The organism is Aminobacter carboxidus, assembly GCF_014863355.1.
Lineage (GTDB): Bacteria > Pseudomonadota > Alphaproteobacteria > Rhizobiales > Rhizobiaceae > Aminobacter > Aminobacter carboxidus.
The window spans coordinates 202,672-229,020 of the sequence record NZ_JACZEP010000004.1 but is presented as its reverse complement, the minus strand read 5'-3'; the positions used below and the strand labels follow the sequence as shown (position 1 = coordinate 229,020).

General features: G+C 63.0%; 30 protein-coding genes and 1 pseudogene. 16 read left to right on the top strand and 15 right to left on the bottom strand.

Features of this window, described 5'->3' with window-relative positions:
* Nucleotides 1-76: 76 nt before the first annotated feature.
* The 4 genes from def to truA all read left to right on the top strand — a co-directional run bounded on the left by def (nt 77) and on the right by truA (nt 2,926).
* Nucleotides 77-607 carry a peptide deformylase gene (gene def / locus IHE39_RS15385; RefSeq protein WP_192567070.1) on the top strand — a complete coding sequence of 177 codons (531 nt, stop codon included), beginning with the start codon at nt 77-79 and terminating at the stop codon, nt 605-607.
* A gap of 101 nt (nt 608-708) precedes the next feature.
* Entirely contained in the window at nt 709-1,644 is a 936-nt protein-coding gene (fmt, locus tag IHE39_RS15380) for a methionyl-tRNA formyltransferase (RefSeq protein WP_192567069.1), read from the top strand.
* Complete coding sequence (locus IHE39_RS15375; protein ID WP_192567068.1) at nt 1,641-2,150, top strand: GNAT family N-acetyltransferase; 510 nt, start codon at nt 1,641-1,643, stop codon at nt 2,148-2,150. The genes fmt and IHE39_RS15375 overlap by 4 nt, the downstream gene beginning before the upstream one ends.
* 23 nt (nt 2,151-2,173) lie before the next feature.
* Entirely contained in the window at nt 2,174-2,926 is a 753-nt protein-coding gene (truA, locus tag IHE39_RS15370; protein ID WP_192567067.1) for a tRNA pseudouridine(38-40) synthase TruA, read from the top strand.
* Nucleotides 2,927-2,929: 3 nt separating this feature from the next.
* Here the strand turns inward: truA and IHE39_RS15365 are convergent, their stop codons facing one another.
* The gene (locus tag IHE39_RS15365) at nt 2,930-3,469 is read right to left on the bottom strand and encodes an Lrp/AsnC family transcriptional regulator (RefSeq protein WP_184773344.1); all 540 of its coding nucleotides are present in this window, start codon (nt 3,467-3,469) and stop codon (nt 2,930-2,932) included.
* A 48-nt stretch (nt 3,470-3,517) separates the two neighbouring features.
* Here IHE39_RS15365 and IHE39_RS15360 point away from each other — a divergent pair, with 48 nt between their 5' ends.
* Nucleotides 3,518-4,684 (top strand): MFS transporter, encoded by a 1,167-nt coding sequence (locus IHE39_RS15360; protein ID WP_192567066.1) that lies wholly within the window; start codon nt 3,518-3,520, stop codon nt 4,682-4,684.
* 26 nt (nt 4,685-4,710) lie between these two features.
* Here the strand turns inward: IHE39_RS15360 and IHE39_RS15355 are convergent, their stop codons facing one another.
* Together IHE39_RS15355 and dapE are read right to left on the bottom strand one after the other, a co-directional pair.
* Entirely contained in the window at nt 4,711-5,307 is a 597-nt protein-coding gene (locus tag IHE39_RS15355) for a transporter (RefSeq protein ID WP_192567065.1), read from the bottom strand.
* A 12-nt stretch (nt 5,308-5,319) separates the two neighbouring features.
* Nucleotides 5,320-6,507: a succinyl-diaminopimelate desuccinylase gene (gene dapE, locus IHE39_RS15350; RefSeq protein WP_184773348.1), complete on the bottom strand. Its 1,188-nt coding sequence runs from the start codon at nt 6,505-6,507 to the stop codon at nt 5,320-5,322.
* A gap of 174 nt (nt 6,508-6,681) precedes the next feature.
* Here dapE and IHE39_RS15345 point away from each other — a divergent pair, with 174 nt between their 5' ends.
* Entirely contained in the window at nt 6,682-7,698 is a 1,017-nt protein-coding gene (locus IHE39_RS15345; RefSeq protein ID WP_192567064.1) for a 2-dehydropantoate 2-reductase, read from the top strand.
* Here IHE39_RS15345 and IHE39_RS15340 read toward each other — a convergent pair.
* The 4 genes from IHE39_RS15340 to dapD all read right to left on the bottom strand — a co-directional run bounded on the left by IHE39_RS15340 (nt 7,695) and on the right by dapD (nt 10,064).
* Nucleotides 7,695-8,393 (bottom strand): hypothetical protein, encoded by a 699-nt coding sequence (locus IHE39_RS15340; RefSeq protein WP_184773352.1) that lies wholly within the window; start codon nt 8,391-8,393, stop codon nt 7,695-7,697. The genes IHE39_RS15345 and IHE39_RS15340 overlap by 4 nt on opposite strands.
* A 23-nt stretch (nt 8,394-8,416) precedes the next feature.
* Entirely contained in the window at nt 8,417-8,788 is a 372-nt protein-coding gene (locus IHE39_RS15335; protein WP_184773354.1) for a DUF805 domain-containing protein, read from the bottom strand.
* Entirely contained in the window at nt 8,781-9,134 is a 354-nt protein-coding gene (locus tag IHE39_RS15330; RefSeq protein WP_184773356.1) for a DUF805 domain-containing protein, read from the bottom strand. Before IHE39_RS15330 ends, IHE39_RS15335 begins: the two co-directional genes overlap by 8 nt.
* Nucleotides 9,135-9,209: 75 nt before the next feature.
* Nucleotides 9,210-10,064 (bottom strand): 2,3,4,5-tetrahydropyridine-2,6-dicarboxylate N-succinyltransferase, encoded by an 855-nt coding sequence (gene dapD, locus IHE39_RS15325; protein ID WP_192567063.1) that lies wholly within the window; start codon nt 10,062-10,064, stop codon nt 9,210-9,212.
* A 143-nt stretch (nt 10,065-10,207) separates the two neighbouring features.
* Between dapD and IHE39_RS15320 the strand changes: the two genes are divergently transcribed.
* Entirely contained in the window at nt 10,208-11,047 is an 840-nt protein-coding gene (locus tag IHE39_RS15320; protein WP_192567062.1) for an LOG family protein, read from the top strand.
* Here IHE39_RS15320 and IHE39_RS15315 read toward each other — a convergent pair.
* Both IHE39_RS15315 and IHE39_RS15310 read right to left on the bottom strand, forming a co-directional pair.
* Nucleotides 11,042-11,899: pseudogene (locus IHE39_RS15315) on the bottom strand (DUF817 domain-containing protein); the annotation flags it as partial. The gene IHE39_RS15320 and the pseudogene IHE39_RS15315 overlap by 6 nt on opposite strands.
* Nucleotides 11,896-12,606, bottom strand: coding sequence for a pyrimidine 5'-nucleotidase (locus IHE39_RS15310; RefSeq protein WP_184773362.1), 711 nt, complete (start codon nt 12,604-12,606; stop codon nt 11,896-11,898). The pseudogene IHE39_RS15315 and the gene IHE39_RS15310, both read right to left, overlap by 4 nt.
* Before the next feature lie 193 nt (nt 12,607-12,799).
* Between IHE39_RS15310 and IHE39_RS15305 the strand changes: the two genes are divergently transcribed.
* The 3 genes from IHE39_RS15305 (at nt 12,800) to IHE39_RS15295 (ending at nt 16,481) form a co-directional block, all read left to right on the top strand.
* Nucleotides 12,800-13,561 carry a GGDEF domain-containing protein gene (locus tag IHE39_RS15305; protein ID WP_184773364.1) on the top strand — a complete coding sequence of 254 codons (762 nt, stop codon included), beginning with the start codon at nt 12,800-12,802 and terminating at the stop codon, nt 13,559-13,561.
* A gap of 376 nt (nt 13,562-13,937) precedes the next feature.
* The gene (locus IHE39_RS15300; RefSeq protein ID WP_246471380.1) at nt 13,938-15,434 is read left to right on the top strand and encodes an MFS transporter; all 1,497 of its coding nucleotides are present in this window, start codon (nt 13,938-13,940) and stop codon (nt 15,432-15,434) included.
* 141 nt (nt 15,435-15,575) lie between these two features.
* Nucleotides 15,576-16,481: an EamA family transporter gene (locus tag IHE39_RS15295; protein ID WP_184773366.1), complete on the top strand. Its 906-nt coding sequence runs from the start codon at nt 15,576-15,578 to the stop codon at nt 16,479-16,481.
* A 4-nt stretch (nt 16,482-16,485) separates the two neighbouring features.
* On the opposite strand, the gene phhA is transcribed toward IHE39_RS15295, so the two are convergent.
* Nucleotides 16,486-17,319 (bottom strand): phenylalanine 4-monooxygenase, encoded by an 834-nt coding sequence (gene phhA, locus IHE39_RS15290; RefSeq protein WP_184773369.1) that lies wholly within the window; start codon nt 17,317-17,319, stop codon nt 16,486-16,488.
* A gap of 131 nt (nt 17,320-17,450) precedes the next feature.
* On the opposite strand from phhA, the gene IHE39_RS15285 reads away from it, so the two are divergent.
* Nucleotides 17,451-17,927: an Lrp/AsnC family transcriptional regulator gene (locus IHE39_RS15285; RefSeq protein ID WP_184773371.1), complete on the top strand. Its 477-nt coding sequence runs from the start codon at nt 17,451-17,453 to the stop codon at nt 17,925-17,927.
* 7 nt (nt 17,928-17,934) lie between these two features.
* On the opposite strand, the gene IHE39_RS15280 is transcribed toward IHE39_RS15285, so the two are convergent.
* Complete coding sequence (locus IHE39_RS15280; RefSeq protein WP_192567061.1) at nt 17,935-18,618, bottom strand: transporter substrate-binding domain-containing protein; 684 nt, start codon at nt 18,616-18,618, stop codon at nt 17,935-17,937.
* Between the two features lie 13 nt (nt 18,619-18,631).
* Nucleotides 18,632-19,534 (bottom strand): acetylglutamate kinase, encoded by a 903-nt coding sequence (gene argB / locus IHE39_RS15275; protein WP_172582946.1) that lies wholly within the window; start codon nt 19,532-19,534, stop codon nt 18,632-18,634.
* A gap of 179 nt (nt 19,535-19,713) precedes the next feature.
* Between argB and IHE39_RS15270 the strand changes: the two genes are divergently transcribed.
* The 5 genes from IHE39_RS15270 (at nt 19,714) to IHE39_RS15250 (ending at nt 22,821) form a co-directional block, all read left to right on the top strand.
* Nucleotides 19,714-20,253: a sigma-70 family RNA polymerase sigma factor gene (locus IHE39_RS15270; RefSeq protein ID WP_184773414.1), complete on the top strand. Its 540-nt coding sequence runs from the start codon at nt 19,714-19,716 to the stop codon at nt 20,251-20,253.
* Complete coding sequence (locus IHE39_RS15265) at nt 20,250-20,975, top strand: anti-sigma factor (protein WP_184773375.1); 726 nt, start codon at nt 20,250-20,252, stop codon at nt 20,973-20,975. Before IHE39_RS15270 ends, IHE39_RS15265 begins: the two co-directional genes overlap by 4 nt.
* A 190-nt stretch (nt 20,976-21,165) precedes the next feature.
* Nucleotides 21,166-21,717 carry a fasciclin domain-containing protein gene (locus tag IHE39_RS15260; protein WP_184773377.1) on the top strand — a complete coding sequence of 184 codons (552 nt, stop codon included), beginning with the start codon at nt 21,166-21,168 and terminating at the stop codon, nt 21,715-21,717.
* Nucleotides 21,718-21,898: 181 nt separating this feature from the next.
* A complete protein-coding gene (gene msrB / locus IHE39_RS15255) occupies nt 21,899-22,396 on the top strand; it encodes a peptide-methionine (R)-S-oxide reductase MsrB (RefSeq protein ID WP_192567060.1) in 498 nt (165 codons plus the stop codon).
* Nucleotides 22,397-22,488: 92 nt separating this feature from the next.
* Nucleotides 22,489-22,821 (top strand): antibiotic biosynthesis monooxygenase family protein, encoded by a 333-nt coding sequence (locus tag IHE39_RS15250; protein WP_192567059.1) that lies wholly within the window; start codon nt 22,489-22,491, stop codon nt 22,819-22,821.
* Between the two features lie 39 nt (nt 22,822-22,860).
* On the opposite strand, the gene yihA is transcribed toward IHE39_RS15250, so the two are convergent.
* From yihA to yidC, 3 genes are all read right to left on the bottom strand, one after another.
* Nucleotides 22,861-23,523 (bottom strand): ribosome biogenesis GTP-binding protein YihA/YsxC, encoded by a 663-nt coding sequence (gene yihA / locus IHE39_RS15245; RefSeq protein ID WP_192567058.1) that lies wholly within the window; start codon nt 23,521-23,523, stop codon nt 22,861-22,863.
* Nucleotides 23,520-24,158, bottom strand: coding sequence for a CatB-related O-acetyltransferase (locus IHE39_RS15240; protein ID WP_184773383.1), 639 nt, complete (start codon nt 24,156-24,158; stop codon nt 23,520-23,522). Before IHE39_RS15240 ends, yihA begins: the two co-directional genes overlap by 4 nt.
* A gap of 363 nt (nt 24,159-24,521) precedes the next feature.
* Nucleotides 24,522-26,342 (bottom strand): membrane protein insertase YidC, encoded by a 1,821-nt coding sequence (yidC, locus tag IHE39_RS15235; protein WP_192567057.1) that lies wholly within the window; start codon nt 26,340-26,342, stop codon nt 24,522-24,524.
* Nucleotides 26,343-26,349: the final 7 nt, after the last annotated feature.

Here is a 26,349-nt window from a genome sequence, read left to right as displayed (position 1 = left end):
TCTGGTCAGATCAAAACAGGAACATCGCCCACTCAGGGCGGTTGACGGCTTTCGTCCGACATCTTAGTTGATGCGCATGACGATCAAGCCGCTCATCATCCTGCCCGATCCGCTCCTGCGCCTGGTATCCAAGCCGGTCGAGCGCATCGACGACGCCACCCGCAAATTCGCGCGCGACATGCTTGACACGATGTACGACGCGCCTGGTATCGGCCTCGCCGCCATCCAGGTCGGCGAGCCGTTGCGCATGCTGGTCATCGACCTTGCCAAGGAAGGCGAAGAGCCGGCGCCGATGACGGTCATCAATCCCGAGATCGTCTGGCGCAGCGACGAGCGCTCGATCTACGAGGAAGGCTGCCTGTCGATCCCCGACTATTATGCCGAGGTCGAGCGTCCGGCGACGGTGCGGGTCAAGTACCTCGACGAGAACGGCAAGGAACAGGAAGTCGCCGCCGAAGGGCTGCTCGCCACCTGCCTGCAGCACGAGATCGACCATCTCGATGGCAATTTGTTCATCGACTACATCTCCAAGCTCAAGCGCGACATGGTGATGAAGAAGTTCAAGAAGCTCGCCAAGGACCGCCCGCCGAGCCGCATGGTGGGGTGATGCTTCGACGGGCTTGACCTCAGGCTCGTAAACCCGTTTGAAGCGATGGCCTGAACGGATGGCCGACGCTGTCAGGTGCATTGCGGGATAGCCAGAGCCGAATGAGCCTTCGCGTCATCTTCATGGGAACGCCGGATTTCTCCGTGCCGACGCTGCGTGCGATATCGGAGGCTGGCCACGAGGTCGTCGCCGTCTATTCGCAGCCGCCGCGCGCTGCTGGCCGTCGTGGGCTTGAGCTCACGCCGTCGCCGGTGCAGCGCGAGGCCGAGCGGCTGGGCATCGAGGTGCGGACGCCGCTGTCGCTGAAAAGCGAGGCTGAGCAGGCGGCTTTTGCCGAGCTCAAGGCCGATGTCGCCGTTGTCGTCGCCTACGGTTTGCTGCTGCCGAAGGCCATTCTCCAGGGCACCCGATTGGGCTGCTATAACGGCCACGCCTCGCTTCTGCCGCGCTGGCGCGGCGCGGCTCCGATCCAGCGCGCGATCATGGCGGGCGACACTGAAACCGGCATGATGGTCATGCGGATGGAAGAGGGTTTGGACACCGGACCGGTGGCGCGACTTGAAAAAGTCGCGATTGCGCCCGACATGACAGCTGGCGAATTGCACGATCGCCTGATGGCAATGGGTGCCTCGTTGATGGTGCAGGCGCTGGCAGAACTCGAAGCGGGCGGGCTGGAAACAGTGCCGCAGGCCTGCGAAGGCGTGACCTACGCCAAAAAAATCGATAAAGCGGAGACGCGGATCGATTGGACCTTGCCCGCAACGGCGGTCGACAACAATATCCGCGGCCTGTCGCCATTTCCCGGCGCTTGGTGCGAATTCGAAATCGGCGGACGAACCGAGCGCGTGAAGCTTTTGCGCTCGCAACGTTCCGCCGGACAAGGGGAGCCGGGAACGGTTCTCGACGACCGGTTGGAGATTGCCTGCGGCGAAGCTGCCGTCAGGCTGGTCGAGGTACAAAGGGCGGGAGGAAAACCCGTCACCGCGGATGAATTCCTGCGCGGTGCCAAGATCGAAAAAGGAATGAAGTTGTCATGAGCATGATGTCGATTAGGGCGGCTACGCCACGCGACCGTGAGGCGATCCGCCTCGTTGAAGAACACGCCTTCGGGCAGCAGGCTGAGGCTGGTCTCGTCGATGCGCTGGTCGCCGAGGGCGACGCGGTCGTCGAACTGGTGGCCGAAGAGGATGGCGACGTCGTCGGTCACATCCTGTTTTCCAGGCTGTACATCCAAAATGGCGGCAAGACGGTTCCGGCAGTCGCACTCGCGCCGCTGGCTGTCGAGCCCGGTTTTCACGGCACCGGCATAGGTGGCGCGTTGATCCGCGAGGCCCATATCCGCCTCAAGGACGCCGGCGAAACGCTGGCCGTCGTGCTTGGCGATCCGGCCTATTACGGCCGCTTCGGCTATAGCCATGAGCGCGCGGCGAAGTTCGAGAGCGACTACCAGTGCGATGCACTGCAGGCCCTGGCCTGGGGCGACGCGCCGGAGACCGGCAAGCTGGTCTACGCCTCGGCATTCGGTACGGCTCTGGCTGCCTAAAGCGGCCGGAGTCTCCATCCCGCATGCCGCGCTATCGCCTCGATCTCGAATATGACGGTCGCGCCTACGCCGGATGGCAGCGGCAGGCTGGCCTGCACACGGTGCAGGCGGCGATCGAGCAGGCGATCCTCAAGTTCTCGGGCGACGAGATTTCGCTGCGCGGTGCCGGCCGCACCGATGCCGGCGTGCATGCGACCGCGCAGGTTGCCCACGCCGACCTGACCAAGGCCTGGGCCAACGACAAGGTTCGCGATGCGGTCAACGCGCATCTGCAAGCGGCGGGCGAGACGGTGGCGGTGCTGGCGGCGCAACAGGTGCCTGACGAGTTCGACGCCCGCTTCTCGGCTACGCGGCGTCATTACATCTACCGCATCCTCAATCGCCGCGCGCCTGCTGCGCTCGAGCGTGGCAAGGTCTGGTGGGTGCCCAAGCGCCTCGACCACGAGGCGATGGCGGAGGCGGCGATGCTCTTGCTTGGCCGGCACGACTTCACCACTTTCCGCTCGACCCAATGCCAGGCCAACAGCCCGCTGAGGACGCTCGAACGGCTCGACGTGATGCGGGTCGACGACATGATCGAGGTCCGGACCTCCGCGCGCTCGTTCCTGCATAACCAGGTCCGCTCGATGGTCGGCAGCCTGAAGCGGGTCGGCGAGGGTGGCTGGACAGCCGACGATCTCAAGGCAGCACTCGAGGCGCGCAATCGGGCCGCCTGCGGTCAGGTGGCGCCGCCCGATGGGTTGTATCTCAGCGGCGTCGACTACCCGGCGACCTAGCTCCTAATACAGCGGCCGCGCCATGTGCTTGGGTGCCGGCCAGTCCTGGGTGATGCCCGGCTGAACCGGCCGTTCCAGATAGGTCGACAGCACGACATAGCTGCGCGTCGAGGTTACGCCCGGCGTGTCGTAGAGGCGTGCAAGAAGCCCTTCGAGCGCGCGTGTATCCTCGGTTCGAACCTTGAGCAGCAGGCAGGCGTCGCCGGCCACGGTGTGGATTTCCTCGACTTCGGGAAACGACGAGACGGCCATCAGTTCAGGCGTCTTGCCCCAGCCCCTGGTGTCGACATGGACGAAGGCCAGTAGCGGTTTGCCCAGCGCCTTGGGGTCTGCCATCGCCACGGTCTGGCGGATGGCGCCGGATCGGCGCATGCGCTTGACCCGTTCGTGTGCCGCTGGCGCCGACAGACCTGCCTTTTCGCCCAGTTCGGCATAGGAGACGGTCGCGTCCTCGACCAGGGCGCCTAACAGCCTTCGGTCCGCGGCATCGACCATGCGCTCCGGCAGGCGGTTCTGCCGAATGGCGTCTGTTTCTTCATCCATCGGGAAATTCTCCGTTGAAGCTGAACTTCATTCGGAGAATATGCGCCGATGTCGAACCCTGATCAATTGTTTCCTGTCGCTGCCGAACCCGTGGCCCGCATTCCCCGGGCTGCCTACCTGCTGACGGGCTGCATTGCCGTCATCGGCTGTAATTCGCTGGTCCTCGGACCGATCGCGCCGGAGGTGGCCGTCGGTTTCGACAGTTCGGTGACTGTTGTCATGACGGCTGCCTCGGCATTCGGGCTGGGTACCGCGGCGAGCGCCCTTTTCCTCGCCCGCTACATCGACCGCTTCGGCGCCAAGCGCATGCTGCAGCGCGCGCTGGCGTTGCTGGCGATCGCACTTGTGGCGAGTGCGGTGGCATCGGCGGTCATCGTGCTGGTCGCAGCACAGTTGCTCGCCGGCATCGCGGCTGGCATCGCCCTGCCGGCCATCTATGCCAGCGCCGCTGCGGTCGCACCGCCCGGCCGCGAAAGCGGAACCATCGGCGTGGTGCTCACCGGCTGGACGCTGTCGATGGTGGCAGGCGTTTCGCTGTCGGCCGTGCTCGCCGACCTCGTTCACTGGCGCGCGGTGTTCGCAGCTGTGGCATTGCTCGCGGCCATTGCGCTCGTGGCGATTTCGGCCATGTCGGCCGACGACAAACCAACTGGCGGCATTGCGCCCGCGCCGCTGGGGGCGCTGGCAACGCCTGGAATCGTGCCGCTGCTGATTGCCTGCGGCGCCTTCATGACGGCGTTCTACGGTGTCTATGGCTATCTTGGCGATCATTTGCACCAGGCGCTCGGACGGCCGGTCAGCACCAATGGCCTCGCCGCCATTTCCTACGGCATCGGTTTCGGCGCAGCTGCTCTGCTCGACGGCATCGTCGACCGGGTCGGGGCCCGGCGCGTCATGCCGATCGCATATCTCGGCGTGGCGGCAATCTATGTGCTGATATCAGCTGTGGCGGGCAATTTCGCTTTGCTGATCGCCACCATGGCCCTGTGGGGGCTGGGCAACCATTTCGGGCTGAACGTGCTGGTCATGCGCCTGTCGATGCTCGACCCTAGCAGGCGCGGCACCATCATGGGGCTCAACAGCGCGGTCACCTACCTCGCGGTGTCGGTGGGTACCACCGCCTTTGGCCCGCTTTACGCCAATTATGGCTTTGCGGCTTCGGCACTCGTTGCGGCGGTGCTGATGCTGGGCGCCGCAGCTGCCGCCTGGCGCTGAGTTGGGTGGCGGTTACGGCCCGCCGTTCAGCCCGCCAGTTCGATGCCGAGCAGGGCCTGCAGCGAAAACAGCACCAGCAGCGAAACGAAGAACATGCCGGTGAAGACGGCCGATCCGATCGCCGCACCCTTGCCGATGCTGGCGTTGGTCATGCGCCAGGTGAACACCAGCGACAGGGCGAACACCGCCAGCGACAGCAGCATCGTCAAGTTCTGCGCCGCCGGAAACAGCATGCGGGTTAGGGCCGCCGGCAGCATCAGCCAGGCGATGATCGTTGAGGCCCAGTTGCTGGCGACGACATAGTGGACGAAGCGGTCGCCGATGCCGGCGCGCGGCGCCACAAGCGCAAGCGCGATCAGCGGCAGGACCCAGGCGCCGATGTCGACCATGGCAAGCCGCACCACGATGCCGAAGCGGCCGGCGAAGCTCGCCGTCTCCACCGCGACGTCGTTTGACACCCCGGCCCAGCCGACGACGAGCGCGGGAACCGCAACCAGGATGGCGAAGAACGAGTTCCAGAATCCGTCGGCGCTGAGGTCGAGCAGGCGCAGGCCATCGGCCTTGCCCAGCATCAGCCGCCAGGCGCCCGCAAGATTCTGCTCGATTTCATCGCTTGCCAGCATCACGGTGTTTCGTCATCCGAACCAGTCTGCGAGGAACTGCTGGTAGACTTGTGTCAGCATTTCCAGCTCGGCAAGCGGCACGCGCTCGTCGACCATATGCATGGTCTTGCCGACAAGCCCGAACTCGACGACCGGGCAATAGTCCTTGATGAAGCGTGCATCCGAGGTGCCGCCCGTCGTCGACAGCTTGGGCTTGCGTCCGGTGACGCTCTTGATAGAGCCGGCGAGCGCGTCGATCAGCTTGTCGTTGCGGGTCAAAAAGACGTGGCTCGGCCGGTCGCGCCAGACCAGCTCGAAATCGATCGGCTCCTTGCGGCCTTTGCGGTATTTCTTGCGACCGCTTGCCTTGTCCAGGCGGTTATGGATCTCGGCCTGCAGCGTCTCGTCTGTCCAGGTGTCGTTGTAGCGGATGTTGAACGTGGCACTTGCCTTGGCCGCGATGACGTTGGTGGCGGTATTGCCGACGTCGAAGGTGGTGACTTCGAGATTGGACGGCTGGAAATCCTTGGTGCCCTTGTCAAAGGCAGGGTTCAGCAGCGCATCGACGAGCGTCATCAGGCCGCGCACCGGATTGTCGGCGAGATGTGGATAGGCGACGTGGCCCTGGCGTCCATGGACGGTGATCGTCGCCGACAGCGAGCCGCGGCGACCGATCTTGATCATGTCGCCGAGCGCGTCGGGGTTCGTCGGTTCGCCGACAAGCGAGGCATCCCATTTTTCGCCGCGCGACGCCGCCCATTGCAGCAGCTTGACCGTGCCGTTGATCGAAGGACCTTCTTCATCGCCGGTGATCAGCAGCGAGACCGAACCCTTGGGGCCGCCGGTTGCTTCGACGTGGCGGGCGACGGCGGCGATGAAGCAGGCAATGCCGCCCTTCATGTCGACCGCGCCGCGGCCGTACATCTCGCCATTGGCGATGTCGGCGGAGAAGGGCGGATGCGTCCACGCCGCCTCGTCGCCGACCGGCACCACGTCGGTGTGGCCGGCAAACATCAGGTGCGGTCCGTTGCCCGAGCGGCGGGCATAGAGGTTTTCGATGTCGGGCGTGCCGTCCTCGGAGAAGGTCGGGCGCTCGACAGTGAAGCCGAGCGGCTTCAGCATGGCCTCAAGTGCGGTCAGCGCGCCGCCTTCGGCCGGCGTGACCGACGGGCAGCGGATGAGTGCGGCGAGGTTCTCGGCGGGATCTGTAGGCAGCTTCATGGCGACAGCGATAATCGAATCGCTGGTTCCTGTCACGACGTTCGGTTGTTCCAGCGCACCCGGCCTCCAGCCTCGCTAAAGCGTCGTGCAGCCGTGAGCTCCAGATCGCGCCCGATAGGCGTTTGTGTTCGGCTTTGAACGTTGCCTATAGTCGCGCTGTCGGGGGAAGGGGACATGCGGGCATATCAGTCCATCGTCGTTGCAGGCGCCGGCAGCATCGGCTGCCACGCCGGGGCGTGCCTGGCCTTGGCCGGGCGAGAGGTGACACTGTTGGCGCGCCCCCGCGTCGCAGACGCTATCCATGCTGCCGGGCTGCGGGTCAGCGATATCGACGGCTTCGACCGCCGGCTTGCTGATGGCACCATTTCGGTCGCCACCGACCCCTCGGTGCTTTCGGACGCCGACGTCGTGCTGGTTGCGGTGAAGAGCGGCGACACCGCGGCCATGGCCGAGCTCATCGCTCGGCATGCGCCGGAAAGTGCTGTTATCGTCCGTCTCCAGAACGGTGTCGACAACGCGGCCCGGCTGCAGGCGGCCCTCGGACGGCGCCGCGTGATCGCCGGCATGGTGCCGTTCAACGTCGTCCAGTCGGCTGAAGGCGAGTTGCCGCTGCATGTCCACCGGGCCAGTGCCGGCACTGTGCTGATCGAGGCCGGAGACGAGGGCCTGCGCAAGCTGCTCGACGTCAAGGGCTTTGCGGTTGCGACCCACGCCGACATGCCGGCCGTCCAGTGGGGCAAGCTGTTGATGAACCTCAACAACGCGCTTGTCGCGCTGTCCGGGCTGCCGCTGGCAGCACAACTGGCCGATGCCAGGTGGCGCCGCATCCTTGCCGATCAGATCGACGAGGCGTTGGCGGCGATGAAGGCGAACGGCATCGCCCCGGCCAAGGTGGCGGCGGTGCCGCCTGCATTGTTGCCGTTCGTGCTGCGCCTGCCCGACTGGCTGTTCCTGCGCCTGGCAAAGCGCATGCTGGCGATCGACCCGATGGCGCGATCGTCGATGTGGGAGGATCTCGAGCGGCGGCGCAAGACCGAGATCGATGCGCTGCAAGGCGTGGTCCTCGGGCTTGCGCGAAAAGCCGGTACGGGCGCAGTGCTGAGCGAGCGGATCGTCGCCCTGGTGCGCGACGCGGAAGCCAGCGGCAAGGGGTCGCCGAGGCTGAGGCCGGAGCAGGTCGCCGGCAGCTAGCGCCGGGCCGTTTCGATCATCGTGATCTTCTGCCAGATCTTGCGCGACAGGTTCGAGCCGAGTTCCTCAATGTCGTTGACCGTCTTCATCACCACGTCGTCATTGACCGACTGGGCAAACAGCGCAGCCAGCTTGCCGGTCAACGACAGCATTTCGGAACAATAGTCGAGATAGCGCGCGAGCTCGGCGGCGTTGGTGATGCGGGTTGGCGAATGCGCGGTCGGGCTGAACCTGTCCGAAAGCGCTGCCGGATCCTTGGTCAACTGGTGCATGTCGATGACATGGATCAGCGAACGCAGCCCGTGCAACTGCCTGAACGTCCGCTTGCGCTTGATGTGCTCTTCGGTGCGGATCAGCGCGAGGAAACCGAGTCCGGCCAGGATCAGCGTGTTGAGCGAGGCCTCGATGCCTTGCACGAAGTCGAAGGCGCCGGTCGAGATGCGGTCGAATGACAGGATCGTGCCGATGAACAGGAAGACGCCGGCACCGCTTGCAATGGCAAGGCCGATGAGCATTCGCAGCCACCAGATCGGCTGCTCCAGCGCTTTTGCCGACGCGGCGAGGTCATTTGCCAGGCGAACCAGTTCCTGGCTGACGCGGGCGAGGCCAGCTTCGGGAAAGCGTTCTGTAACGCGCTGGCTCAGCGTTTCGGCTGTTGCGATGATCTTGGCCGGGTCGAGCGTTCTGTAGGACATCGCACTCGGCCCTTCGCCTGCGATTATTGTGGCGCGTTGGTGTGGTCGCCGAACTGGTTCGGACCCGGTGTGCCCGGGAACAGACACAGCGCGATGAAGGCGAAGACCGAAACCACCGGGATGAACAGCGCAACCGCAAACAGGCCGGGCTTGTCGAAGTCGTGCAGGCGTTTGACGCTGAAGGCGATGTGTGCCCACAGGAAGATCAGGAAGGTCAGGCCAAACAGCATCGACCAGACCTGCGCTGCGCCGCTTTCGGGGTGCACACGCATGAACTGGTAGAGCGGGAACGACATCACCACCAGCATCAGCAGGAAGCCGAGCAGATAGGCCGCGCGGTTGACGCGGCCCGAGAAGCGGAAGAACAACCAGAAAAGCTGGGATTTGTCAGGCAAGAGGGTCCGGTCCGAATTGGTTGGCGCCCCTGGTGCCTTCGAGGATGCCAAGTTCGACCAGGATCCAGATGGCGCCGATGACGGGCACGAGTGCGATCAGGCTCCACCAGCCCGACTTGTCGCGGTCATGCCAGCGTTTGGCATAGATTGCCAGCGCGAAATAAATCATGCCGATGGTGACGATGATGCTGATCACGCCGGCACCTGAGCCGCCGATGTCGAGCCCGAGCATCATGTCGAGCAGGTTGGCGACGATGCTGACGGCGATCATGACGCCGATGCCGGCCCAGAATTTGGCGCGGTTGATGCGACCGTCGAAGCTGGTCAGAAGATACTTCCAGTCCATGTCACCCCTCCGAAGCTTGAATGCCGGCGCGCCCCTCGCGCGCCAGCCCGACGTTGCTTCGGATTCAGCGAAAGATCAATCTCTGAGCAGTTCGTTGATCAAGGTCTTGGAGCGGGTCTTGGCGTCGACGCGCTTGACGATGACGGCGCAATAGAGGCTCGGGCCGGCATCGCCGTTGGGCAGCGGCTTGCCCGGCAGGGAGCCTGCGACAACCACCGAATTGGCCGGCACTTCGCCGTAGAAGATTTCACCGGTGGCGCGGTCGACGATCTTGGTCGACTGGCCGATGAACACGCCCATGCCGAGCACCGAGCCTTCACGCACGATGCAGCCCTCGACGACTTCCGAACGGGCGCCGATGAAGCAGTTGTCCTCGATGATCGTCGGGCCGGCCTGCATCGGCTCCAGCACGCCGCCAATGCCGACGCCGCCGGACAGGTGCACGTTCTTGCCGATCTGGGCGCAGGAGCCGACCGAGGCCCAGGTGTCGACCATGGTGCCGGTGTCGACATAGGCGCCGACATTGACGAAGGACGGCATCAGCACGGCACCTGGCGCAACGAAGGCCGACTTGCGCACGACGGCCGAAGGCACGGCGCGGAAGCCGGCCTTTTCGAAGTCGACTGCGCCCCAGCCGTCAAACTTCGACGGCACCTTGTCCCACCACGAGGCGCCGCCGGGCGCACCCGAGATCAGCTCCATCGGGTTGAGGCGGAACGACAGCAGCACGGCCTTCTTGAGCCACTGGTTGACCTGCCACTTGCCGTCGTCCTGGCGCTGCGCGACGCGCGCGGTGCCCTTGTCGAGCAGATCGAGCGCTGTCTCGATGGCTTCGCGGACTTCGCCACGGGTCGACGTCGAAATGCCGTCGCGTTCCTCGAACGCCTTGTCGATGGTCTTTTCGAGGCTAGCGAGATCGGGCTTCGACATAAACATCTCCGTTACGTGCCGTTAAGGTTAAGGCTTCTAAGCTGGCACAAAATCGCGCGGACCCTATTTCAGGCTTATCTGGGGGTCAATCGCGGTGACGCCGCGGAATGTCGCGGGTAACGAAATTTGAGGCCGAGTAAATCATGAATCCAATGGACAAGGCTGGCTGGACGCCGCTGCCGCACTCCGACGAAGACCTGGAGCGCGCCAAGAGCGTGCCCGATACGCCGCAGACCCGCGCCTCGACCTACCGGCTTGCCTGGAACGACGAAGACTTCATGACCCAGCGCGAGCTGCGCCCGGTGCGGCTGCAGCTCGAACTGCTGAAGACCGAGATGATTCTTGCCGAGCGAGGCATCCGCTCGACGGTCATCCTGTTTGGCGGCGCGCGCATTCCCGAGCCAGGCGGCGAGGCGTGGGCGGCCAAAAACGAAACGCAGCGCAAGAACCTCGAGGCCAACAGCCGCTATTACGAGGAAGCGCGCAAGTTCGCCCGCCTGTGCTCGCAGCATTCGGCCGCTTCCTACTACCGCGAGTTCGTCGTCGTCACCGGTGGTGGCCCTGGTGTCATGGAGGCCGGCAATCGCGGCGCCGACGATGTCGGAGCACCGTCTATCGGCCTCAACATCGTCTTGCCGCACGAGCAGGCACCCAATATCTACGTGACGCCGGAGCTGTGCTTCAACTTCCACTATTTCGCAATCCGCAAGATGCATTTCGTCATGCGCGCCAAGGCTGTCGCGGTGTTCCCCGGCGGCTTCGGCACGATGGACGAATTCTTCGAGACGCTGACGCTGATCCAGACCGGACGCATGGAGCGCGTGCCAATCATCCTGTTTGGCAAGTCATTCTGGCAACGTGCGATTGATCTCGATTTCCTCGCCGAGCAAGGCACGGTCTCGCCCGGCGACCAGGACATCATCGACTTTGTCGACACTGCCGACGAGGCCTGGGACATCATCGCCAAGTTCTACAGCCTTTGAGCTTGTGTCCATCGGCCGTGGCCGGTGGACCAGCGTCACCAGCACGAACGAAATGATCATCAGCAAATACCAGGCGCCGAGCTTCTGGATCGAAACCGGCGTCCAGCCGTCGTGCTGGCCGGGATAGATCCAGGCGCGCGACCAGGTGCCGATGTTCTCGGCGAACCAGATGAACAGCGCGACCAAAAGGAAACCAAGCAGCAGCGGCATGCGGTGGCGGAAGCGGAAGACGCGGTAATGCACCACCGTGCGGAAATAGAGCACCGCCGTGATGACAAACAGGCCGTAGCGGATGTCGATGGTGAAGTGGTGAGCAAAGAAATTGACGTAGATCGCCGCGCACAAAAGCATCGTCGCCCATAGTGGCGGATAGGAGGTGTAGCGCATGTCGAAGATGCGGCTGACGCGGGCGAGATACGAACCGACCGCTGCATACATGAAGCCGGAAAACAGCGGTACGCCGCCGATGCGGAAGAAGTTCTCTTCCGGATAGGCCCAGGAGCCGGCCGACGTCTTGAAGATCTCCATCGCCGTGCCGACGATGTGGAAGATCAGGATGACCTTGGCCTCGGATGGTTTTTCCAGCCTGAGCGCCAGCATGGCCAACTGGATGGCGACAGCCGAGACGAACAGGAAGTCGTAGCGCGCCAGTCCTGATTCTTGCGGCCACCACAGCTTGGTCGCCATGATCAGCGCCAGCATGGCGCCGCCGAACAGGCAGGCCCAGGCCTGCTTCAGCCCGAAGACCAGGAATTCGACAAGCGCGCCGTAGAAGCCTCCGCGGGGCAGGCGGTCGAGCACGGCATGTGCTGCCGCATCGATCCGCGCCTCGACGGAAGTGAAGCGGCTCAAGCCGCGTTGGCCTCGACGATCGTCGTTAGGAAGGTCGCGAGATCGTCGGTGACGAAGTCGACGTCGTCCTCGTGGGTCGGATCACTTTCCCATATCTCGGAGAATGTCGGCTCGAAGTTACGCGGCACGATCAGCACCGTGGTCATGCCGAGCGCCTTGGGCACCGAAAGATTGCGCGCCAGGTCCTCGAACATCACGGCGTTGGCGCCGGTGACCTTGTGCAGGGCGGCGAAGGTCTCATAGGGCTGGCGCGCCGGCTTGGGGGTCAAGCCGGCAGCGACGATGTCGAAGATGTCGTCAAAATGGTCGAGGATGCCCAACTGGCGCGCGGTGCGCTCGGCATGGCTGCGATTGCCGTTGGTGAAGATGAACTTGCGCCCCGGCAACTGGCGGATCGCTGCACCCAGCACCGGATCCGGCACCAGCCAGGAATAGTCGATGTCATGAACGTGCTCGAGGAACGCATCGGGATCGATGCCGTGGCGCTGCATCAGCCCGTTCAGCGTCGTGCCATATTCGAGATAGAGCTCTTTCTGCAGCTTGCGCGCGTCCTCGCGCGACAGCGTCAGAAGCTCCGCGACATAACCCGTCATCTTCACGTCGATCTGCGAAAACAGATTCGAGTGGTGCGGATAGAGCGTGTTGTCGAGGTCGAAGACCCAGTCGGTGACGTGGTCGAAGCGGGCAGGATCGGGAATATCGGTCATGACGGCCCTTATGCCACGGTTCGAGAATTTTGGAAGCGCCCGCATGAGGCCAGCCCGCATGAGGCCAGATTGTCACTCGACAATGGCCAAAATTCGGACGACACCAAATTCAACAAGGTGGGTCAAATTTTAACTACCGCTGAAAGATGACCTTCAGTTGATGCTGGCATTTCAAAACCGGCAGGGAGTCGAAATGAAAATCGTCATTCTTAAAACAGCCGCTGTAACCTTGGTTTCAATCTTGGGTTCGCTTGCACTGGTCTTGACGATCGTGCCGGCACTGGGAGGAACAGTCGGTGCTATCGGCTGGCTGATGTGCTTGCTGTGTCCGCTGTTCATTGCGACCCCACTGGGCTTCTTCACCTTCCTGCAGGAGAGGAAGCTGAAGCTCGCCCACGACGATCTGATGCGCGCCCACGCCCAGCTCGCCGCCGCCCATCGCCGCCTGTCGGAAAAGGCGAGTCGCGACGAGATGACCGGCATGCTCAACCGCGAAAACTTCTTCGCCGCGCTCGACGGTTCGCGACGCAAGTCGGATCGTGGCGCCCTGCTGATCATCGACGCCGACCACTTCAAGCAGATCAACGACAGCTTCGGCCACCTGACCGGCGACCAGGCCCTGCTGCAGATCGCCGCCGCGATCACCCGCGGCGTGCGCAGCGGCGACATCCTTGGCCGCATCGGCGGCGAGGAATTCGGTGCCTTCCTGGTCGGCGCTTCGGAAGACGAGGCCAAGCTCGTCGCCGAGCGTATCCGCAGCGAAGTCGAGCGGCTGCGCTTCCAGCCCAATGACGAGCCGGCCGTGCCGCTGACGGTCAGCATCGGCGGCACCAGATGCGAGTCCGAGGCCAATGTCTCGGAACTGATGCGCGCCGCCGACAAGCGCCTCTACGAGGCCAAGCGCCGCGGACGCAACCGCGCCATCTTCGACATGGGCGTGCCTGAAGCGGCCTGACGGCGCTCCAACCTTACGTGGCTTGCCTCGGGACGACGGCATTTGTCGCCGTCCTTTTTTGGCATGGCGATCACCGATGTTGCCGGCAACGACGCAAAACCTGCGCGAAAACGCTGGCCATTTCGTCCGTGTCGGCGCCAAACCTAGGCTCTGATGTAGAAAGCTGAACGATTCGCTCTAGATCGACGCGTCGTTCTCGGATGTTGCCAAATGGCTGGTGCAACGTTTTTTCCGAGCCTGTCGAATTCAGGCGGTTCTGAACGACATCCGTCCGCATGCTTGATGCGATCTCGAAGGCGGATAGCTGCATTGATCGTTTGGTCGGCCTCGCGGGCATGCCTGGGCAGGCTCAGCTTGGCAGTCAAAGGAACCGGAAATGACATTTGCTCATAGCTCGCCGGCAACGCCCGAGGATGCCTACCCCAAGCGCTGGATCGCAATGGCTATCCTGCTGCTGGCCGGCTTCATGAACCTGATCGACGTGACCATCGTCAACGTAGCACTGCCGCGCCTGCAGTCAGGGCTTGGCGCGACGAGCAGCCAGATCGAATGGGTGGTGGCGGCCTATGTGCTGGCCTTCGCGCTCGGCCTGCTGCCGTTTGGCCGGCTCGGCGACGTGGTTGGCCGCAAGCGCCTGTTTCTGATCGGCGTTGCCAGTTTCACTGTCTTCTCCGCCCTGTGCGGCCTGGCGCCGACAATGACGACTTTGATCGTCGCGCGTGTGCTGCAGGGGCTCGCGGGCGCAATGATGATGCCGCAGGTGCTGGCGATCACCCAGGTGATCTTTCCACCGCAGGAACGCGGTTTTGCCTTTTCCTTGTTTGGCTTGACGGCGGGCCTCGCCTCTGTCGCCGGCCCCTTGGCCGGTGGCATGCTGATCAGCGCGGACCTGTTTGGCCTCGACTGGCGGCCGATCTTCCTGGTCAACATCCCGGTCGGCATTTTGGCGGTGATTGCCGGGCGGGCACTCATTCCCGACATGCCAGGCCGGCCTGAGCTGACGCAGGATCCGCTCGGCATCCTGATCGCCAGTGCGGCTGTCTTCCTGCTGGTGTTCCCGCTCATCGAGGGCCATGCCTATGGCTGGCCGGTGTGGACCTTTGTGATGATCGCACTGTCCGTCGTCGCAATGGCCGGCTTCTTCCTGCATCAGAAGGCGCGGGCGAAGGGGGAGAAAAGCCAGCTGCTGCCGGTGGCCCTGATGACCAACGGCAATTTCCTGCTCGGCTCCGTGATGACGATGACGTTCTTTTCGGGCGTCGCGGGCTTCTTCCTGGTGCTGGCCGTGTTCCTGCAGACCGGTTTCGGGCTGACGCCGTTGCAGTCCGGGCTCACGACCGTGCCGTTTCCCATCGGCGTGCTGATCGCCTCGGTCATTTCGGGGCGGCTGGGCAGCCGCTGGCCCCAGCGGCGCATCGTCGCCGGTGCGCTGGTCATGGGCATTGGCATGGGCTGGCTGCGCTTCGTCGTCGCCGGCGTCGGCGATGCCGTCGACCATTGGCACTTTGTCCTGCCGCTGCTGATGTGCGGGTTCGGCATGGGCATCGCCATCTCGTCGCTGTTCCAGACCGTGCTGTCGACCGTGCCGCCGCGCGATGCCGGTTCGGGGTCGGGCGCAGTGCAGGCCTTCCAGCAGATCGGTGCTGCGCTTGGCATAGCGGTAACGGGGCAGATCTTCTTTTCGACGCTCGACGGGAGGGCGAGCGAGCATCCGCACATAGCCTTTGTCTCCGCCATGGAGCATGCGCTGATCTACGAAATTGCGGCATTCGCCCTCGTTGCGGCAATGGTCTTTTTCCTGAAGCCGGCAGCACCACAAGGCAGCAGCGGCCAGACGGTCGACGACAGACAGGCGCTTCCCGTAGAGATGTAATGGGTCGAATGGCGCGCCCGGTCGGGCACGCCATTCTTTGCATTGGTGCATCGAGCTGAAATCAATTCCGAATTTCAAGGCGATGCTGTAGATGCGGACATGCGGCCGCTCCGGTCGCCTCCCAGCCGACACTGAACCATCATGCCATTGTGGATCCCCATCACCATTGCTGCCGCCTTCCTGCAGAACCTGCGGTCGGCGGTGCAGAAGCACCTGAAAGGCGTGATGGGCACGACCGGCGCCACTTTCGTGCGCTTCGGTTTCGGTTTTCCCTTCGCGCTCGCCTTCGTCGGCGTGCTGCATTTCGTCGTCGGCTATGAGCTGCCGGTCCTGAACAGGACGTTCTTCATTTGGGCGGTGGTCGGCGGCTTTGGCCAGATCGCCGCGACCTTCCTGTTGATCCACCTGTTTTCGTTCCGGAACTTTGCCGTTGGCACCGCCTATTCGCGCACCGAACCTGCGCAGGCGGCCTTGTTCGGGCTGCTGTTCCTCGGCGAACGCGCGACATCAGGCGCGATCGCTGCCATCGCCATCAGCGTCTTCGGCGTGATGCTGATCTCGGTCGCACACACGGCATTCACCGCGCGCACGCTGGTGACGTCGGTGCTCAGCCGCAACGCGCTGATCGGACTGGCGTCGGGAACGTTCTTCGGTATTTCGGCCGTTGCCTATCGCGCCGCGTCGCTGGCGCTCGGCGGGCCGAACTTCATGATGCAGGCGGCAGTGACGCTTGCGGTGGTCATCGTCTTCCAGACGCTGGTCATGCTGGCCTGGATTGTCTGGAAGGAGCGCGACGAGCTGCCGCGCATCGCCAAGGCCTGGCGGCCAGCGCTGTTCACCGGCCTCGTCGGCGCCTCGGCCTCGTTCGGCTGGTTCATGGCAATGACCTTGCAGCAGGCGGCGATCGTCAAGTCGCTCGCCCAGATCGAGATGCTGTTCACCTTCGCGTCCAGCGTCTTCTTCTTCCGTGAGCGCATCAACCGGCTCGAGATAGCCGGTTGCGTGCTGATTGTCGGCGGCATCCTGGTGCTGCTCGCCTTGGGCTGAGAGCCTAGATCGTCGCGGGATCGCGCGGCGGCTCGGCTTTCCAGCGCTTGATGATGCCGGCCAGATCGCCGTTCTGGAACGCATCCTTCAGCGTCTCGAACGACGGCAGCACGAAATAAGCGCGCTGGAACTTGTCGATCTCGTAGGTCGTGCGCATCACCGTCTCGATGTCGAACGGCACCCGATGGGCGTCAGAGCTTTCGACCGCGAACTGCAGTTCGGTGAAGGACGACATCAGGCCGGCGCCGAACGCCTTGAGCGGCTGGCCGGGTTCCTGCATCAGCCCGTATTCGGCCGTGTACCAGTAGAGCCGGGTGATCATCTCGTCGCCGCCGAGCGCGATGAGATCGGTCGCCTTCTCGCCATACATCTGCATGAAGTCGCCGAACACTGGCTGGCTCAGCACCGGCACGTGGCCGAAGAAGTCGTGGAACATGTCGGGCTCGACGATGTAGTCGAGCTCGTCGCGCGTCCTGAGCCAGTTGGTGACGGGAAAGCGGCGGTTGGCGAGATGGTCGAAAAAGGGTTGCGCCGGAATCAGGCCAGGTACCGCCACGATCTCCCAGCCGGAGAGCTTGCGCAGCTTTTCGCTGACCTCGTCAAAATCCGGAATGCGGTCGACCAGGCCGAGCGCCGACATGCCGTCGAGATAGGACTTGTGCGCCAGCCGCTGGGTCAGCTTGGTCTGGCGGTCGCACAGCGTACGCCACACATCCTGCTCGGCGGCGCTGTAGTCGTACTTCTGTTCGACGGTGAAATCCGCCCGGCAGACGCTGTAGTCGCCGCGCAGCCCTTGGGCCGCACACTCCTGTGCATAGTCTTGAACGCTTACGCTCATATCCGATCCTCCCCGGAAACAGCTTTGATGAGGAATCATAAGCGTTGGGGTCGAGCGGAATTCACCTGTTTGCGCGCTTTCGTTCTCGATTTGAGGTATATTCACCCAAGGAGTTCTCAGGAAGGGTGAAGATGCCTCAGTTTGACGAGTTCGAGATCAAGATGCTCGAGATTCTCCAGCGCGATGGGCGCAAGCCGGTTTCCGAGATCGCGCAGGAGATCGGCCTGTCCAACACGCCTTGCGCCCGGCGCTTCGAAGCGTTGCAGGAAGCCGGCGTCATCAAGGGTTTTTCCGCCCGTATCGGACGCCGTGCGGTCGGGCTGATGGTCGAGGTCTTCGTCCAGGTCAGGCTGGTCAGCCACAGCGACGATTCGCCGGACAAATTCATCGCCGCGGTGCAGCGTATGGACGAGGTCTCGGCCTGCTGGACAATGACCGGCGACTACGACTTCCTGCTGCATGTGATGGTCCCGAGCGTCGACGACCTCAACGCCTTCGTCATGCACCGGTTGATGCGGCTGTCAGGCGTGCGCGACGTCCATACCCAGCTGGTTTTGCAGAATATCAAGGGCCCGGGCCACGTGCCGCTTGCGCATTTGCGGGGATAGCGGCCTGTCAGGGCCAGCTCTCAGGCGTCAGCCCGAACGGAGCGAGAAGTGCCGCGTGAGCCGGCGTGCCGAGAAAGCCGCCCAACACGCCATCGAGACGCTCTCGAATCTCGGGGCTGCGGCAGGCGAATGCGCCCGACGCCGGCACCCTCTCACAGGTCCGAACGGTGACGCAGGCCAAGCCCGTCCCGCTATGCCGGGAGATGTGTTCGCGATGCGCGACCTCGACACTGGCATATGCATCGACGGTTCCGTCGGCGACGGCCTGCGCGGCATCGTCATAGTCCTGGAAGATGACGATGTTGTCGGCACGGCTCCCGAGGCCGAGGGCAGTGTGCTCCTGGACCTGGCCAGCGAGGACGGCAAGCTTGCCGCCTAGAGCGGCAAGGCTGCGATAGCCGGCGATGCGGTCACCGCTGCTTTCGCGGACCAGAAGTCCGTCGCGCAGGGCCCAGATCGGCAAGGTGAAGAAGGTGCGTTCGGCACGTTCGCGCGTCGCGAACATGCCAGTTGTCACGTCCCAGCGACCGTCTGCAAGCCCGGGCAGCAGTTCGGAGAAACTGGTCTCTACCGGTTCAAAGGTTTCACCGATGCCGGCGAACATGTAGCGGGCCAGTTCGACGTCGCTGCCTGAAAGCCTGCCGTCCTCCAGATAGTTGAAGGGCGGCTCGGCAATCCAGACGAACTTCATCTGGAGCTGGTCCTTACGGAACGATCAGCGTGCCTGCGCCGTGCTCGGTGAATAGCTCGAGCAGCACCGAATGCGGGGTCTTGCCGTTGAGGATGACAACGCCCTCGACGCCGCGCTCGATCGCCTCGATGCAGGTCTCGACCTTGGGGATCATGCCGCCCGAAATGGTGCCGTCCTTGATCAGCGCCTTGGCGTCGGCGACCGTCAGTTCGTCGATCAGCTTCTTGTCCTTGTCGAGCACGCCGGGCACGTCGGTCAAAAACAGCAGCCGCGATGCCTTCACGGCACCGGCAATTGCACCGGCGAAAGTGTCGGCGTTGATGTTGTAGGTGTGGCCGTCGCGCCCCGGCGCGACTGGCGCCAACACCGGGATCATTTCCGAGCGGGCCAGCAGGTCGAGCAGCGTGCGGTCGACTTCGACCGGCTCGCCGACGAAACCGAGGTCGATCACCTTCTCGATGTTGCTGTCGGGGTCGACCATGGTCTTCTTGGCCTTTTCGGCGAAGACCATGTTGCCGTCCTTGCCGCACAGACCGATCGCCCATTCACCCTCGGCGTTGATGAGGGCAACGATCTCCTTGTTGATCGAACCGGCCAGCACCATCTCGACGATCTCGACCGTCTTCTGGTCGGTGACGCGCAGGCCGCCTTCGAACTTCGATTCGATGCCCATCTTGGTCAGCATCGCGCCGATCTGCGGGCCGCCGCCGTGAACGACGATCGGGTTGACGCCCGACTGTTTGAGCAGTGCGATATCGCGGGCGAAGGCGCGGCCGAGCTCGACATTGCCCATGGCGTGGCCGCCATATTTCACCACGACCGTCTTGTTTTCGTAGCGCTGCATGTAGGGCAAGGCCGCGGAGAGCAGGGCGGCCTGCATTTCGGCGGTGGCGGCGACGTTCGTCGTCATCGGCATGGTCCCGGATCGGTGGAAAAGGTCGGCGCGGTCTTAGCCGGAAACCGGGCAGGGAGCAAATGGTTCGATGGCATTGGCCCTGATGTAGTGCATGCCCCAGCGGCCCGAAAATGGTTGCATGTCGCCCGGCAATCTAAACAGGAGTTGCAAATAGTTTTGCGCAACGTAACTTGGCGGACATGACGCCGCAGGACATCACCAAGCTGATTGTTCGGACCTCGATGAAGGACCGTGCGGCCTTCGATTTGCTCTACCGGCAGACGAGCTCGAAACTTTTCGGGGTGTGTTTGCGTGTATTGAATGACAGGGCAGATGCCGAGGAAGCGCTGCAAGAGGTCTTCGTCAAGATCTGGACGAAAGCGGACCGCTTCGCAGTTTCTGATCTCAGCCCCATCTCGTGGCTTGTAGCAATCGCGCGCAATCATGCGATCGATCGCATACGGGCGCGGCGTCAGGCGCCTCTCTCGATAGACGAGGCGCTCGAGGTTGCGGATCCGGGGCCGGGGCCAGAGGCTGCAGCAGTGGCGGGCGGCGAGGCCGAGCGCATCCATGGCTGCCTGGAAGAGCTGGAGAAGGACAAGGCGGCCGCGGTCCGCGGCGCCTATCTCAAGGGGGAGAGTTATAACGAACTCGCGGACCGCCACGGCGTGCCGCTCAACACCATGCGTACGTGGCTGCGCCGCAGCCTGCTCAAACTTAGGGAATGTCTGGAAAGATGACGCTCGCGCAAGACAATGGACAGGAACGTGGAGGTGACGATCTGGTCGCTGCCGAATACGTTCTCGGCGTCCTGCCTGCCGACGAGCGGCGTCAGGCCAGTGCCCGCATTGACGGCGAGCCTGGTTTCGCCCGCGTGGTCGACCAGTGGGAGGTGCATTTCGCACCGCTCGCCGCAGCCTACCCGGAAATCGAAGCCCCGGCCTCGGTCAAGCCTGCGATCGACCGCAGGCTGTTCACCGCTACCGCGACGTCACCGAGCGCGCAAGGCTCCGCGGGCTTGTGGGCCAGCCTTGCCTTCTGGCGCGGCCTGGCAACGGCGGCAGTCGCCGCGCTCGCGCTTTATGTCGCTGTCCCCTATATCAATCCGCCCGTCGAGATGCCGCAGGAGCGGCGCGTCGCATCGCTTGCCGCCGATGGCAGCGACGTCAAGTACATGGTCATGTACGACGCCTTTACCGGCGAGGTCGGCCTCTCCCATGTCGCCGGCGAACGTGGTGCTGACAAGGACTTCGAATTGTGGATGATCGAAGGCGGCAATCCTCCGGTATCGCTGGGCGTGATCCCGGCCGGTGCGACCATCCATATGCCGATCAAGCAGGACATGCGCGGCAAGCTCGCTGCGGGTGCTGTGCTTGCCGTCAGCCTCGAGCCGACGGGCGGCTCGCCGACCGGTCAGCCGACCGGCCCGGTCGTTGCCGCTGGCGACCTGCGTGACATCTAATCCAGATAAAAGTTGCCTGAAATCGAAACAGGCTGAAACTTTATCTCCGCGCCTTTCGTATCTATGAGGTTTGGCAAATATTATACTGAAAGAAATGAAATATTTCTCGCGAGAAAGTGAAACTATCTAGTCTCATCATCGTAACTTCTTGTGCCTTTCCAATTCGGGAAACAACCCAAGGAGTTACAATATGCGTAAGATCTCTCTCGCTTTGCTCGCCGGTGCTTTTTCCGCTCTCGCCACTGTTGCTTATGCCGAAAACCCTATGGTTGGCGGTGCCGCGATGTTCGCCGACAAGAACATCGTCGAAAACGCGGTGAATTCGAAGGATCACACCACGCTCGTCGCCGCCGTGAAGGCCGCCGGCCTGGTCGAGACGCTGCAGGGCAAGGGCCCGTTCACCGTTTTCGCGCCGACCAACGAGGCGTTCGCGGCACTTCCGGCCGGCACGGTCGAGACCCTGCTCAAGCCTGAGAACAAGGACAAGCTGACCAAGATCCTGACCTGCCATGTCGTCGGCGCCAAGGCGATGGCGGCTGACATCAAGAAGATGGTCGATGACGACAAGGGTGCTCACCCCGTCAAGACCGTCGGCGGCTGCACCTGGACTGCCAAGTATGACGGCGACAAGGTGACGGTCGAGGACGAAAACGGCAACGTCGCCAACGTCACCATCGCCAATGTCGAGCAGTCGAACGGCGTCATCCATGTCATCGACAAGGTTCTGCTGCCCAAGATGTAAGCCCGGGGGGCAGCGTGGTTGTGCGACGCTGTCGCTCCCTGAGGCTCGCGCAATCGGCAAAGCGCCCCGCAGCGGTCACCGTTGCGGGGCGTGGTCTGTTTGGCGCTACGGGCGAGAGCCTCAAGCCCTGTTGATTTCGCCGTGATGCGGCACCGGCCTATGGTCGGATAGGAGGAAAGCTATGGACCGCCGTTCATTCCTGTTGGGCAGCGCCGCGATCGCCATCGTTGCCGGCTTCATGATCTCGAGGCGGCTAACCATTGCCGACCCGGCTTTGGCTGATAACTTCGAGGTCACCAAGACCGAAGCCCAGTGGCGCGCAATCCTCTCTCCCGCAGCGTTCGCCGTACTGCGCCAGGAAGACACCGAGCGGCCATGGACGAGCCCGTTGCTCAAGGAGCACCGCAAGGGCACGTTCAACTGCGCCGGCTGTGATCTCGACGCATACGCCTCCGAGACAAAATACGATTCCGGGACCGGCTGGCCAAGCTTCTGGGACGCGCTGCCCAATTCGATCGGCACCAATGTCGATACGTCGCTGCTGATGACCCGGACCGAAGTGCACTGTCGCCGTTGTGGCGGCCATTTCGGCCACATCTTCGACGATGGCCCGCCGCCGACCGGCAAGCGCCACTGCATCAACGGCCTGTCGCTGACGTTCCGACTGGCCGCGGCCTGATCCTCTCATGAAAATTTCTCTTGACCTCAAGATATCTTGAGGTTGCATGGATGCGCTCTCACGAGATCCAGAATGGAAAAAGGAGAGCAGCAATGAGCCAGAATGTGGAGAACGAACTGAACGGCCCGGTGGCGTTCGTCAACATCTTCACCCTGAAGCCGGGCAAGCTGGACGAGTTCATCGCCCTGCAGAAGGTCAATCTGGGTCGCTCGGTCGGGAACGTTCCGGGTTGGAGAGGCAGCCGCCTGCATCGTTCGATCGACGGCAATACGGCTATCATGATCAGCACGTTCGATTCGGTCGCCGATCACAAGCGCGTGCATCAGACGCAAGGTTTCGCCGAGCATATCGCAAAGGTCGGGCCGCTGATCGAGAGCGCTGTGCCAGGCTACTACCAGGTCGTCCATGAGGTGACGCAGGCCTGATGCCGCTTACCTCCTGAAGTACCCGACGGCGGCTGTGGATCAGCCGCCGTTGACCACCAGCGCGATTGCCGCGCGCAACTCGTCCAGGCCTTCGTTCTTCTCGGACGAGGTCGACAGCACCGTCGGGAAGGCGGCGGCGCGCTTCTTGATCTTCAACAGCGTGTCTTCGATCAGCGGCTGCACGCCGGCGGCCTTGATCTTGTCGGTCTTGGTCAGGACGATCTGGTAGGAGATCGCCGCCTTGTCGAGCAAGGTCAAAACCTCCTCGTCGTTCTTCTTGATGCCGTGGCGGGAATCGATCAGCAGATAGACGCGCTTGAGCGTGACGCGGCCGCGCAGATAGTCGAACACCAGCTTGGTCCACTGGTCGACCTGTTCCTTTGGTGCCTGGGCGTAGCCGTAGCCGGGCATGTCGACCAGCGCCATCGGCGGCAGGTCGCCGGCCTCGCCGGAAAAGCCATCCGGAACGAAGTAGTTGAGCTCCTGCGTGCGCCCCGGCGTGTTCGAGGTGCGGGCCAGGCCGCTGTGGCGAACCAGCGCGTTGATCAGCGATGACTTGCCGACATTCGAACGGCCGGCAAAGGCGATCTCCGGCGGGCCTTCCGGCGGCAGGAACTTCATGGCTGGCACGCCGCGGATGAAAACCCAAGGGCGCTTGAAGAGCTCGGCATCCACCGTGCGATTGGTCGTATGTTCGTTCAAGCCGCTGCCTCCAGCAGAGAAATATCCGAGCCGCGAATGGCCTTGAGGTTGCGGCCGATCTTGTCCACCGGCCAATCCCACCAGGCAATCGTCAGAAGCCGTTCGATGGTCTTGTCGTCGAAACGCTTCTTGACCACGACGGAAGGATTGCCAGCTACGATCGCATAAGGCGGTACGTGCCTGCTGACAACCGATTTCGCAGCAACGATGGCGCCATGGCCGATATGGACCCCGGGCAGGATCACCGCTTCCATGCCGATCCAGACGTCGTTGCCGAGCACAGTGTCGCCACGCACCTCCTGCTGCCAGGTGGCAATGTCGAAGCCGTCCTCCCAGCCGTGGCCGAAAATGTTGAACGGATAGGTCGAAAATCCGGACATGGCGTGGTTGGCGCCGTTCATAATGAAGCGTGCACCTTCGGCGATGGCGCAGAACTTGCCGATGATCAGCTTGTCGCCGATGAACGGGTAGTGATGTAGTACGCATTTCTGCTGGAACAGGTCCGGACCATCGGGGTCGTCGTAATAGGTGAAGTCGCCGATCTCGATATTCTCGGCGTCGACGAGGGATTTGAGGAAACCGACACGCTTGTGCATCGGTATCGGGTGCTTGATCGCGGGGTTCGGTCCGTGCATGGCGTTTCATCCACATTGATGCGCGTCGATACCAGTATAGCGCGATCCGCGCCGAAGACATCGGCGGCGATGATCTTCGCGAGCTGGTTTTTGCAGGTTGAAGACCCCGGCAGCTTCGAGCGAGGTGCAAACCGGGGTTCCGCAAGTGCTGCGGAACCCCGGCCTTTGCCGAGACGGTTCAATTCTGACCGGGGGGGATGGTCAGATACCGCCACCCCGCAGGCTGATGCTTGAGAGGCATTGCTCAGCTACGCGGTCATCGGGAGAAAAGTTTCAGCCCCCGGTTGAAGAAATTTCAAAGTCCCCAAGATGCAAAAAAGCCCCGGAGTTCCGGGGCCTTTTCGTATCGTCTCGGCTGTCCGGCTATTCCGCCGGTGTCGGTTTCTTCTTGAACAACGCCACCAGGTTGTCCCAGAGCTCGATCTTGGCGCCCTGGCGCTTCATGATCACGCCCTGCTGCAGGATCGACAGCGAGTTGTTCCACGCCCAATAGATGACGAGGCCCGCCGGGAACGATGCCAGCATGAAGGTGAACAGGATCGGCATCCAGGTGAAGATCATCGCCTGGGTCGGATCCGGAGGCGTCGGGTTCATGCGCATCTGCAAGAACATGGTCACGCCCATGATCAGCGGCCAGACGCCGATCAGCAGGAATGCGGGAACGTCCCATGGCAGCAGGCCGAACAGGTTGAACAACGAGGTCGGATCCGGTGCGGCCAGGTCGTGGATCCAGCCGAAGAACGGTGCATGGCGCATTTCGATGGTGACATAGAGCACCTTGTAGAGCGCGAAGAACACCGGGATCTGGATCAGCACCGGCCAGCAGCCGGCCAGCGGATTGATCTTCTCGGTTTTGTACAGCTCCATCATCGCCTGCTGCTGCTTCATCTTGTCGTCCGCGTATTTCTCGCGGATTTCCAGCATCTTAGGCTGCACCATCTTCATGTTCGCCATCGACTTGTACGACTTGTTGGCGAGCGGGAAGAAGATGGCCTTGACGATGACGGTGGTGGCGAGGATCGCCAGACCGAAATTGCCGAGCATCTTGTAGAGCGTGTCGATGAGCCAGAACATCGGCTTGGTGATGAAGTAGAACCAGCCCCAGTCGATCAGAAGCTCGAACTGGCGGATCTGGCGGTCCGCTTCATACGCGTTGATCTTGGCCACTTCCTTGGCGCCGGCGAAGACCAGCGTCTCGACGGTGGCCGACTGACCGGCTGCGACAGTGATCGGATCGGTCATGAAGTCGGCCTGGTAGCGCGGGCGGCCGTCTTCGAAATAGGAAAAGCGCGGCTGGAACGGCTGCTTGCCCGACGGGACCAGTGCGGCGGCCCAGTACTTGTCGGTGATGCCGAGCCAGCCATCGGTCGACTTGCCAGGCAGAACCTGCTTGTCGTCCTCGATAGTGGCGTAGTTGATTTCCTGCAGGCCCTCGGTGCCGGTGACGCCGATCAGGCCTTCGTGCAGCACGTAGGTCGAGGCATGCAGCGGCTTGTCGAAGCGGGTGAGGCGGCCATAGTTGGACAGCGCGACGTCGGTGCTGCCGGCATTCGCCACCGTATCGGTCACCGTGAACATGTAGTTCTGGTCGACGGCGATGGTGCGCTTGAAGGTCAGGCCCTTGTCGTTGATGTAGGTCAGCGTCACCGGCTTTGCCGGTGTCAGCGTCGCATTGGCCTCGGCCGTCCAGACGGTGTCGGGACCCGGAACAGCACCTGTCGCTTCGCTGCCGACGAAGCCGATTTCGCTGTAGAAGCCAGCCGGCAGCGCCTGCGGGTTCAAAAGCTCGATGACGGGTGAATTCGGTTCGACGGCGACGCGGTAGTGCTTGAGGCTGATGTCGTCGATGCGCGCGCCGGTCAGGTTGATCGAACCCTTGAGGCTCGGCGTGTCGAGCGCGATGCGGCCGGATGCTGCAAGCGCCTGGGCACGGTCGACAACGGCAGCCTGGGCCGTCGTTGCGCCGGGAACACCGGCCTGCGGGGCCGCAGCCATGCCGGTGCTGGAGCCAGGCGCAGTACCAGCGGGCTGCGCAGCCTTCTGCTGCTCGGCCACGCGCTCGGCTTCGATGCGCGCGGTTTCGCGCTGCGCTTCGACGCGGGGGTTCATATAGAACACCTGCCAGAGCGTCAGGATCAGCACCGACAAGGCGATGGTGATAAAGAAGTTACGGTTGTTTTCCATCGAAAGC

What these genes read in the sequence shown, in the direction of transcription:
- IHE39_RS15300 (WP_246471380.1), top strand. Translation starts at nt 13,938, where the DNA reads ATGACATTTGCTCATAGCTCGCCGGCAACGCCCGAGGATGCCTACCCC.
- IHE39_RS15280 (WP_192567061.1), bottom strand. Translation starts at nt 18,618, where the DNA reads ATGAAGTTCGTCTGGATTGCCGAGCCGCCCTTCAACTATCTGGAGGAC.
- IHE39_RS15250 (WP_192567059.1), top strand. Translation starts at nt 22,489, where the DNA reads ATGAGCCAGAATGTGGAGAACGAACTGAACGGCCCGGTGGCGTTCGTC.
- dapD (WP_192567063.1), bottom strand. Translation starts at nt 10,064, where the DNA reads ATGTCGAAGCCCGATCTCGCTAGCCTCGAAAAGACCATCGACAAGGCG.
- dapE (WP_184773348.1), bottom strand. Translation starts at nt 6,507, where the DNA reads ATGAAGCTGCCTACAGATCCCGCCGAGAACCTCGCCGCACTCATCCGC.
- IHE39_RS15345 (WP_192567064.1), top strand. Translation starts at nt 6,682, where the DNA reads ATGCGGGCATATCAGTCCATCGTCGTTGCAGGCGCCGGCAGCATCGGC.
- IHE39_RS15270 (WP_184773414.1), top strand. Translation starts at nt 19,714, where the DNA reads ATGACGCCGCAGGACATCACCAAGCTGATTGTTCGGACCTCGATGAAG.
- IHE39_RS15285 (WP_184773371.1), top strand. Translation starts at nt 17,451, where the DNA reads ATGCCTCAGTTTGACGAGTTCGAGATCAAGATGCTCGAGATTCTCCAG.
- IHE39_RS15265 (WP_184773375.1), top strand. Translation starts at nt 20,250, where the DNA reads ATGACGCTCGCGCAAGACAATGGACAGGAACGTGGAGGTGACGATCTG.
- truA (WP_192567067.1), top strand. Translation starts at nt 2,174, where the DNA reads ATGCCGCGCTATCGCCTCGATCTCGAATATGACGGTCGCGCCTACGCC.
- IHE39_RS15295 (WP_184773366.1), top strand. Translation starts at nt 15,576, where the DNA reads ATGCCATTGTGGATCCCCATCACCATTGCTGCCGCCTTCCTGCAGAAC.
- IHE39_RS15240 (WP_184773383.1), bottom strand. Translation starts at nt 24,158, where the DNA reads ATGCACGGACCGAACCCCGCGATCAAGCACCCGATACCGATGCACAAG.
- IHE39_RS15320 (WP_192567062.1), top strand. Translation starts at nt 10,208, where the DNA reads ATGAATCCAATGGACAAGGCTGGCTGGACGCCGCTGCCGCACTCCGAC.
- yidC (WP_192567057.1), bottom strand. Translation starts at nt 26,342, where the DNA reads ATGGAAAACAACCGTAACTTCTTTATCACCATCGCCTTGTCGGTGCTG.
- IHE39_RS15305 (WP_184773364.1), top strand. Translation starts at nt 12,800, where the DNA reads ATGAAAATCGTCATTCTTAAAACAGCCGCTGTAACCTTGGTTTCAATC.
- IHE39_RS15260 (WP_184773377.1), top strand. Translation starts at nt 21,166, where the DNA reads ATGCGTAAGATCTCTCTCGCTTTGCTCGCCGGTGCTTTTTCCGCTCTC.
- argB (WP_172582946.1), bottom strand. Translation starts at nt 19,534, where the DNA reads ATGCCGATGACGACGAACGTCGCCGCCACCGCCGAAATGCAGGCCGCC.
- phhA (WP_184773369.1), bottom strand. Translation starts at nt 17,319, where the DNA reads ATGAGCGTAAGCGTTCAAGACTATGCACAGGAGTGTGCGGCCCAAGGG.
- IHE39_RS15340 (WP_184773352.1), bottom strand. Translation starts at nt 8,393, where the DNA reads ATGTCCTACAGAACGCTCGACCCGGCCAAGATCATCGCAACAGCCGAA.
- IHE39_RS15330 (WP_184773356.1), bottom strand. Translation starts at nt 9,134, where the DNA reads ATGGACTGGAAGTATCTTCTGACCAGCTTCGACGGTCGCATCAACCGC.
- IHE39_RS15365 (WP_184773344.1), bottom strand. Translation starts at nt 3,469, where the DNA reads ATGGATGAAGAAACAGACGCCATTCGGCAGAACCGCCTGCCGGAGCGC.
- IHE39_RS15310 (WP_184773362.1), bottom strand. Translation starts at nt 12,606, where the DNA reads ATGACCGATATTCCCGATCCTGCCCGCTTCGACCACGTCACCGACTGG.
- fmt (WP_192567069.1), top strand. Translation starts at nt 709, where the DNA reads ATGAGCCTTCGCGTCATCTTCATGGGAACGCCGGATTTCTCCGTGCCG.
- def (WP_192567070.1), top strand. Translation starts at nt 77, where the DNA reads ATGACGATCAAGCCGCTCATCATCCTGCCCGATCCGCTCCTGCGCCTG.
- IHE39_RS15375 (WP_192567068.1), top strand. Translation starts at nt 1,641, where the DNA reads ATGAGCATGATGTCGATTAGGGCGGCTACGCCACGCGACCGTGAGGCG.
- IHE39_RS15360 (WP_192567066.1), top strand. Translation starts at nt 3,518, where the DNA reads ATGTCGAACCCTGATCAATTGTTTCCTGTCGCTGCCGAACCCGTGGCC.
- msrB (WP_192567060.1), top strand. Translation starts at nt 21,899, where the DNA reads ATGGACCGCCGTTCATTCCTGTTGGGCAGCGCCGCGATCGCCATCGTT.
- IHE39_RS15355 (WP_192567065.1), bottom strand. Translation starts at nt 5,307, where the DNA reads ATGCTGGCAAGCGATGAAATCGAGCAGAATCTTGCGGGCGCCTGGCGG.